The sequence below is a fragment of the Devosia sp. LjRoot16 genome, from assembly GCF_964252795.1.
Classification (GTDB): domain Bacteria; phylum Pseudomonadota; class Alphaproteobacteria; order Rhizobiales; family Devosiaceae; genus Devosia_A.
In genome coordinates this window covers 1-8,463 of the sequence record NZ_CAXUPH020000011.1, presented here as the reverse complement: position 1 = coordinate 8,463, position 8,463 = coordinate 1, and the positions used below count along the sequence as shown (strand labels likewise).

The following is an 8,463-nucleotide window of genomic DNA, read 5'->3' as shown; positions in this document are numbered from 1 at the left end:
CAGGGGAGAGGGGGAAGCCCGCTGGCTGTCATCCTAGGTGAAGTCCGATCCTCAAAACAAAAACGCCCGGACCTCGGGCCCGGGCGTCTCGATGATTCTCTCTCAGCCGATCAGTTCGCGGCAGCGACCGACTTGGTCCACTCGCCCACCACTTCGGTGAACATCGTCTCGGCCGCGGCGTCCTTTTCGAGCGTGATGATCGCCCGCTTGCCGGTGGCATAGATCAGCGCCAGATCCATCCACTTGCGCGAGGTGAGCAAGCTGCTGTTGGCGGTGATGTCGGCGGGCGAGGCGCTGAGCGCGAACAGGAACGAGTTGCCGACGACGCGGGCCGAAGCGCCGACCAGAGGCGTTCCCTGCACCAGCTCTTCGTTTTTCAGCAGCACGCCCGGGAGGCCCGCGATCGAGCCGCCGATAAAGCTGTCGGTCACCCGGAAGTTCACTTCCATCAGGTGGCTGGCCGGGAGACTCGCGTCGGAGTTCTTGCGGATCAGCACGTCGACGGCGAGGTTGCGCGCCGGGATGTTCGCCTTGCCGATCAGCGTCGGCAAGCCCATCTCGTCGGTGCCCTTGCTCCACTCCACCGTGCCTGAGAACGGCACGGCGCCGGTGGTGCCGCTGTCGGAGGCTTCGAGCAGCAGCGACTGGCTGCCGGCGAGGCTGGCCGGATCGACCGAGGCGGCTGCCTGCGTGGCATCGGTTGCCGCCGTCTGCTGGTCGGTACCGAGGCGCTCCTCGGGTGCCGCTGGAACCAACCGGCTCAGTTCCGCCGGCGCGGCGGCAGTCTCGGTGCCGAGGCGATCGTCCGTCGCGCCCAGCTCGGCGGTCGGCGTATCGCTCTCGGCTGGTGTCGCCGTATTGCCCGGGCCGGTGGCCGGGGTGTCGGTCGTGGTTTCGGCCGGCGTCGGAGCGGTGACCGCTGCCTGCTGCGTCGCCGGAGCGCCGCGCCCGAACATCTGGTCGAGGTCGATGAAACCTTCACGCCAAGCCCAGAAGCCGGCGCCACCGGCGCCGATCAGCAGCACGGCGAACACGATCAGGAAGATGGTAACGGCCCCGAGGCCGCGACGTTCGTCCTCGGCCCGGGCGCGCGGGAAATTCGGCTCGGTATCGCGCTGCTTCTTGCCGCGCGGCTCACGGGCATCGCGGGCAAAGGCGCTGGCCTTGGCGGCCTTGCCTTCGCGCTGCGGGCGCGCATCGGCCTTGAGGATCGACGGCGCAAAGCCGTTCTGCCGGGCCGGCGGTTCGTCGGCCTCGTCGTCGAAGGCGCTGTAGCCACCGTTGATGACCGGCTCTTCGAACTCGGTATCGCCGCGCGCTTCGCGGTCGAGCGTCGCGATGGCGCGATCGATCGCGCCCTGCGGATCGGCAGGCGGGGCCTCCACCTCGACCTCGCGCACCGCCGACATGGCGGCGGCAATCGGCGGATCGTTGAACAGCGCCACCGGCTCGGACATCTGGCGGGCAGCGGCCTGGCCGTTGCGACCCGCGGGCTCCATACGGGGCGCCGGCAGTTCGCGGCGCGGCTCCAGCACCGGGCCGCGGGCAGCGCCACCGATCGGGGCACCGAACGCGGCATTGCCGGTACGGCTCTTGGCGGCTTCGGCGCGCGCCACGATCGAGGGCAGCGGCGAGCGGCCGGTTGGCGACCTGGCCGGAATCGGCGAGCGGACCGGCGACGAGCGCTGCTGCAGCTCCTCGCCGTCGTCCTCATCTTCGTCGGACGGCACGGGAGCGGCGAGCTGCGGCTGCTGGCGCTGCGTCGAGGGCACCAGCTTGGGTACGGGCTTGCCCATCGGCTTGGCGTCGGGGCGCACGATCGAGCGCGACCGGTCCGATCCCTCGGTCTGCTCGGCATTGGCGGCTGCGATGATCTCTTCGATCGAACCGCCCGGCGGCAGCGGCCGTGGCGGCTCCTTGCCGTTCTGCGGCACGGGCTTGGCGACAGGCTTGGCGACAGCCGCCGGGGCCTTCTTGGCCGGCGGCTCGAAATAAACCGGCGGCGGCGGCGGATTGTCTTCCTTGCCCGAACCGAGGCCGGCGATCACCGCCTCGCTGGCTTCCTGTTCGACCTGGCGGATGCAATCCTCGAGCTGCAGGCGGTGTGCGGTGATGTCGCGAGCAGCCAGCGGCGGATTGATGGCGCGCAGCTGCCCGACCAGCGCGGCACGCGCCTTCTCGTAGACCGCGCGTCGCGCGGCGCCGTTATTCTCCGGCAGAGCTTCTACCGCCCTACGTAACAGCTCTTTGTAGTCCGCCATTGGCTAAGCGACATCCGTAATTTAGGGGGCCAGTTCTACCGAAAAAAACTCAATCTTGGAACGGGTCCTGAACCAGTATGGTATCCAGCCTTTCCGGGCTGGTGGAGAGCATGGCGACCGGCGCCCCGATCAGCTCTTCGATGTACCTGACGTACTTCACCGCCTGGGCCGGGAGTTCAGACCAGCTTCTCGCCCCTGCCGTTGTTTCCGACCACCCCTCGAGGGTCTCGTAAATCGGCTTAACAGCAGCTTGTGCTCCCATTGAGGCAGGCAAGTAGTCAATTTTTTGACCATTGAGCTCATAGCCCACGCACACTTTGAGCTCTTTGAGGCCGTCAAGAACATCCAGTTTCGTCAGCGCGATGCCGTTTATCCCCGAAGTTCTCACCGTCTGACGCACCAGCACCGCGTCAAACCACCCACAACGGCGCGGCCGCCCGGTGTTGACGCCGACTTCGCGGCCGACGCTCGACAGGTGCCGGCCGATCTCGTCGTCGAGCTCGCACGGGAACGGCCCCTCGCCGACGCGGGTGGTATAGGCCTTGGTGATCCCCAGCACATAGCCGATCGCCGTCGGCCCGAGGCCCGAACCGGCTGCGGCCTGGCCCGCTACCGTGTTCGACGAAGTGACGAACGGATAGGTGCCATGGTCGTTATCGAGCAGCGCCCCCTGCGCGCCTTCGAACAGGATGCGCGCCCCGGCGCGGCGCTTCTCGTCGAGCAGCCGCCAGACCTGGTCGACATAGGGCAGGATCTTGCCGGCCACTTCCATCAGCTCGTCGTAGAGCGACTGTGCCGAGAGCTCTGCCATGCCCATGCCGCGGCGCAGCGCATTGTGATGCGCCAGCAGCCGCTCGATCTTGGGCATCAGCGTCTCGGGCTCGCTGAGGTCGCAGACCCGGATGGCGCGACGGCCGACCTTGTCTTCATAGGCCGGGCCGATGCCGCGGCGGGTGGTGCCGATCTTCAAACCGGAATTGCCGCTCTCGCGCACCGCGTCGAGCTCGCGATGGAGGCTGAGGATCAGCGGCGCATTGTCGGCGATCTTCAGGACTTCAGGCGTGACTTCGATACCCTGGGCGCCGATCTTTTCCACCTCGGCGACGAAGTGGTGCGGATCGACCACCACGCCGTTGCCGATGACACTCAGCTTGCCGCGCACCACGCCCGAGGGCAGCAGCGCCAGCTTGTAGCTGGTGCCGTCGATGACCAGCGTATGACCGGCATTGTGACCGCCCTGGTAGCGCACCACCACATCGGCGCGCTCCGACAGCCAGTCGACGATCTTGCCCTTGCCCTCGTCACCCCATTGGCTGCCGACGACGATCACGTTTGCCATGCGCTTATTGTCCCTCAGGAAGCGGCAGCCCGGCCGGGCGTGCTGCCGGCGGACCGCAAAGATCAGTTTCGTTTCGCTGCAAGCTGACCCGTGCGGCTTCCGCTGGGGAAGTCCGAGGTAGTTGCGGATGTCCTTTAGAGCAGTCCTTCTCAGATGACAAATCCCGTCACGTCGCACCCCCAACAAGACTGGGCACGGGGGCGGGATCCGACGCAACGAAACGCGGTCTTCGCTCTAGCAATCACGGATAGTCACACCCATGTTACCGCAACCCAGCGCGCCAACCCGAGAACCTGAGGACAAGGTTATGCCCCTCTCGACTGCCGCGAATGCCTTCCGCCTGCCCGCCGGCTCTGCCGGCCGGGTGATCACAGCAACCGATTCCGACTACGACAAGCTCCGCACCGTCATGTACGGCGGCTACGATAAGCGCCCCGCGCAGCTCGTCCGCGTCGCCGATGCCGCCGACACTGCCGCCGCCATCGCCTATGCCCGCGACAACCAGCTCGAACTCGCCGTCCGCAGCGGCGGCCACAGCGGCGCCGGTCATTCGACCACCCATGGCGGCCTCGTCATCGATGTCCGCGACCTCAACGAAATCAACATCGACGCCGCCAATCGCACAGTTTGGGTCGGCGCCGGCGTTACGGCTATCGCCCTCACCGAAGCCTTGGCCCCGCACCAGCTGATCGTCGGCTTCGGCGACGCCGGCACGGTCGGCATCAGCGGCATCACGTTGGGCGGTGGCGTGGGTTATCTGGCGAGGAAGCATGGCCTCTCCATCGACTCGTTGCTGGCGGTCGAGCTGGTCACTGCCGATGGCCAGCAACTGCTCGCCGATGCCGCCAATCACCCGGAACTGTTCTGGGCGCTGCGCGGTGGCGGCGGCAATTTCGGCGTCGTCACCCGGCTGAAGTTCCAGCTGCATCCGCTCCCCGCCTTCACCGGCGGCATGCTGGTACTGCCGGCCACCGCCAAGACCATCGCCGGCTTCGTTGCCGCCGCCAAGGCGGCGCCCGAAGAACTCTCGGGCATTGCCAACGTCATGCCCGCCCCGCCCATGCCGTTCCTGCCGGCCGAGCAGCACGGCAAGATGGTGATCCTCGCCATGCTCGCCTTCGCCGGCGAGCCGGACGCAGCCGACAAGGCGCTGGCGCCATTCCGGGCGCTCGGTGCCCCGCTGGCCGATTTCGTCAAGCCCGGCCCCTATGCCAGCATGTATCCGCCCGAGGATCCGGACTACCACCCGACGGCGGCGGCGCTGAACCTCCTCGTCGACCGTATCGGCACCCCCGAGGCCGAGACTATCCTCGGCTACCTCGAGGAGTCCGACGCGAGCCTCAGGGTCTGCCAGATTCGTGTGCTCGGCGGCGCGCTCGGCCGCGTTGCCCCTTCGGCCACCGCCTACGCCCACCGCAAGAGCCCGATCATGATCAACGTGGCGGCGTTCTACGATGGCGAGGCCGACAAGCCGAAGAAGGAGGCCTGGGCCGCCGACTTCGCCAAGGCGTTGAACCAGGGCGACGATGGCGTCTATGTCAACTTCGTCGCCGACGAGGGCCCGGCCCGCGTCCGCGCCGCCTATCCCGGTGACACCTGGGAGCGGCTCAGACAGGTGAAGCGGGCCTACGACCCGGAGAACCTGTTCCGGCTCAACCAGAACATCCCGCCGGCGGCCTGAGGCCACAATACCGGGGTGTCAGCTCGACGCCCCGGTATCCCCGCACGTCAGCACATTCCTGATCCGGCGCTGAGCGGCACATTCATTTGCCGTTCAATCTGCCGCCCCTAGAGGCCGCGCTCTCCAAACGCAACCTCAGCGAGAATTCAGGGAATGGACAAACGCTTTCCGCTCGAAGACCAGATCGACATGCTGGCCTCGAGCCTGCGCGGCCGCGTCGTAACGCGCCGTGATGCGGCTTATGACGAGGTGCGCACCGTCGCCCTCGGCAATTTCGACCGGCGCCCGGCGGCGGTGATCCGTGTCGCCAATGTCTCGGACGTGGCGGCAGTGATCAACTTCGCCCGCGCCACCGATCTCGAACTGGCGGTCCGCAGCGGCGGCCACAGCGTCGGCGGCCATAGCGGCACCGAGGGTGGCCTGGTCATTGACCTGCGCGATCTCAACGGCATCGAGATCGACGGCGAGACCAGCACCGTTTGGGCCGGCACCGGCCTCAGCTCCGGCGAAGTCACCCGCGCCGTCGAGCAGCACGGGCTGATCGTCGGCTTCGGCGATTCCGGCACGGTCGGCATTGGCGGCCTGACGCTGGGCGGCGGCATCGGCTACATGGTGCGCCAGCACGGCCTCACCATCGACTCGCTGCTGGCGGCCGAACTGGTGACGGCGGCCGGCGATATCCTCGTCGCCGACGCCGACAACCACCCGGACCTGTTCTGGGCGCTGCGCGGTGGTGGCGGCAATTTCGGCGTGGTGACGCGCCTGAAGTTCAAGCTCAACCCGCTGCCCTCCTTCGTCGGCGGCCCGCTGGTGCTGCCGGCTACGGCCGAGAACATCGCAAAGTTCGCCGCCCTCGCCGATGCAGCGCCGGACGCACTGTCGACCATCGCCATGGTCATGCCGATCCCGCCGGTGCCGTTCGTCCCGGCAGAGTTCCACGGCAGGCTAGCACTGATCGGCATGATGGCCTTCTCCGGCACGCCCGACGCCGCGACCCAGGCGCTCGCCCCGTTCCGCGCCATCGCCACGCCGATCGCCGATCTTGTCGGCCCGGCGCCCTACTCCGCCATGTATGCCATGGACCCGCCTCCCGAGATGCGCCCGGCCGTCTCGTGCCGTTCGCGCTTCGTCGACCGGTTCAGCGTCGAGGCCGCGGCAAAAATGCTGGCGGCGCTCGAAGCCTGTCCCAGCCCGATGAAGATGGGGCAGATCCGCGTCCTGGGCGGCGCCTATTCGCGCGTCGCCACCGACGCCACGGCCTTCGCGCATCGCCAGGGTAAGATCATGGTGGCGTTCCTCGCCATGTATGAAGGCGGTGCCGACGTCATCGCCCATTTCGACCGTTGGGCCACCGAGGCGGTCACCAGCGTCAGTGAGAAAAACGCCGTCGCCTATGTCAACTTCCTCGGCATCGAGGGTGGCGAGGGCCTCCGCGCCGCCTATCCCGGCTCGACCTGGGACCGGCTGCGCCAGGTCAAGGCCAAGTACGATCCGGAAAACCTGTTCCGGCTCAACCAGAACATCCCGCCGGCGGCCTGACGGGCTGGCGCGACGCGCCAAGCCTCACGGCTTGCCTGTCGCGCTTCCGAACCGGAAAAGTCTGCAACTTTTCCCGGAAGCACTCTATGTTCGCGCCTTCTTCGGCCGCCATCTTTCGAGGTGGCGGCCGATGCACGAACCATACGGCCCCGATGACGAACTCCTCTGCCGCGACCGGCAACCGCGCGTTCCACGCCCTGATGGATCGCCCCTATCTGATCCTGATCCTCACCACGCTGTTCTGGGGCGGCAATGTCGTCGCCGGCAAGCTCGCGGTCGGCCATATCGATGCGCATTCGCTGATGATCCTGCGCTGGACCGGCGCGCTGCTGCTGGTGCTGCCCTTCGCCATCAAGCCGCTGCAGCGCGATTGGCCGGTGATCCGCGCCAAATGGTGGCTCTATCTGTTCTACGGCGCCGTGGGCTTCGCCACCTTCAACGTGCTGGTCTATGTCGCCGCCTACTACACTTCCGGGGTCAACACCTCGCTCGAGCAGGTGGCGGTCAATATCTTCGTCATCATCCTCAACTTCGCGCTGTTCCGCACCCGGGTGCGCGGCCTGCAACTCTTGGGCGTACTGGTCACCATTCTCGGTGTCGCCATCATCGCCACCCACGGCGATCTCACGCGCATCCTGACGCTGGAAGTGAACCTCGGCGACCTCCTCGTCATCCTCGCCTGTTTCGCCTACGCCATCTATTCGATCGCGCTGCGCTGGCGGCCGCCGACCCACTGGACCAGCTTCCTCGCCGCCACCTGCACCGGCGCCATCATCGCCTCGCTGGCCTACCAGGCGACGCTCGGTAATGGCACCGCGAACCTTCCCGACAACCTCGCCGCCATCGATCTGCAGGGCTGGCTGATCGCCGCCTACACGGTGATCTTCCCCTCGGTGATCTCGCAGATGCTCTATGTCCGCGGCGTCGAGCTGATCGGCTCCAACCGCGCCAGCCTGTTCGTCAACCTGATCCCGTTGTTCGGCACGGTCGGCTCGGTGATCGTCCTCGGCGAAGCGCTGCAGTTGTTCCACATCGTCGCCGCAATCCTCGTCGCCGCCGGCCTGGTGCTGGCGGAATATTCGGCGCGGCGCGGCACATGAGCGGGATCGAACTCCGACCGGCGACTTCTGCCGACTACGATGCCATCGCCACCATCTGGCACCTGAGCGCCGGCCTGCCGGGCGTCGGCCCGGTGCAACTACCCAGCCTCGAGCGGCTGCGGCAGCGGGTCGACGTCGAGATGGAGGCTGGCTGGCAGGTGACGGTGGCTGAGGCCGGCCCGGAGATCATCGGCTTTCTCGCCATCAAGCCGGAAGCCGCCATCCTCGACCAGCTGTTCATGCATCCCGAAGCGCGTGGGCTAGGTCTCGGTCGGCTGCTGCTCGATGCCGCCAAGGCGCAGATGCCTGATGGTTTCACCCTGTTCACCCGCCCCGGCAATACGCCGGCGCGCCGCTTCTACGAGAAGCACGGGTTGGTTCACCTGCGCGACGAGCTTCACCCGATTTTTGGTGATCCGATCGTCTGGTATGGGTGGAAGCAGGGGTAGACCTCTCACGCCGGCGCGTGGGGCATCCCTCCCCACAACGGGGAGGGAGACGCTGGAACCGACAGCTCGCAGTCGGATCTCCCTCCCCCTTTGG

At 67.2% G+C, this 8,463-nt stretch carries 6 protein-coding genes; 4 read left to right on the top strand and 2 right to left on the bottom strand.

Annotation, left to right across the window (positions count from 1 at the left end; all coding sequences use genetic code 11):
- Window positions 1-110: 110 nt before the first annotated feature.
- Both ACSQ23_RS28430 and ACSQ23_RS28425 read right to left on the bottom strand, forming a co-directional pair.
- The gene (locus ACSQ23_RS28430; protein ID WP_055999771.1) at window positions 111-2,261 is read right to left on the bottom strand and encodes a hypothetical protein; all 2,151 of its coding nucleotides are present in this window, start codon (window positions 2,259-2,261) and stop codon (window positions 111-113) included.
- A gap of 49 nt (window positions 2,262-2,310) precedes the next feature.
- Entirely contained in the window at window positions 2,311-3,600 is a 1,290-nt protein-coding gene (locus tag ACSQ23_RS28425) for an adenylosuccinate synthase (protein WP_055999767.1), read from the bottom strand.
- Between the two features lie 307 nt (window positions 3,601-3,907).
- Between ACSQ23_RS28425 and ACSQ23_RS28420 the strand changes: the two genes are divergently transcribed.
- The 4 genes from ACSQ23_RS28420 to ACSQ23_RS28405 all read left to right on the top strand — a co-directional run bounded on the left by ACSQ23_RS28420 (window position 3,908) and on the right by ACSQ23_RS28405 (window position 8,369).
- Window positions 3,908-5,281, top strand: coding sequence for an FAD-binding oxidoreductase (locus ACSQ23_RS28420; protein WP_436092711.1), 1,374 nt, complete (start codon window positions 3,908-3,910; stop codon window positions 5,279-5,281).
- 153 nt (window positions 5,282-5,434) lie between these two features.
- Window positions 5,435-6,820 carry an FAD-binding oxidoreductase gene (locus ACSQ23_RS28415; protein ID WP_156384653.1) on the top strand — a complete coding sequence of 462 codons (1,386 nt, stop codon included), beginning with the start codon at window positions 5,435-5,437 and terminating at the stop codon, window positions 6,818-6,820.
- Window positions 6,821-6,972: 152 nt separating this feature from the next.
- On the top strand, window positions 6,973-7,920 hold the full coding sequence (locus ACSQ23_RS28410; RefSeq protein ID WP_436092710.1) for a DMT family transporter: 948 nt from the start codon (window positions 6,973-6,975) through the stop codon (window positions 7,918-7,920).
- Window positions 7,917-8,369 (top strand): N-acetyltransferase family protein, encoded by a 453-nt coding sequence (locus ACSQ23_RS28405; RefSeq protein WP_436092709.1) that lies wholly within the window; start codon window positions 7,917-7,919, stop codon window positions 8,367-8,369. Before ACSQ23_RS28410 ends, ACSQ23_RS28405 begins: the two co-directional genes overlap by 4 nt.
- Window positions 8,370-8,463: the final 94 nt, after the last annotated feature.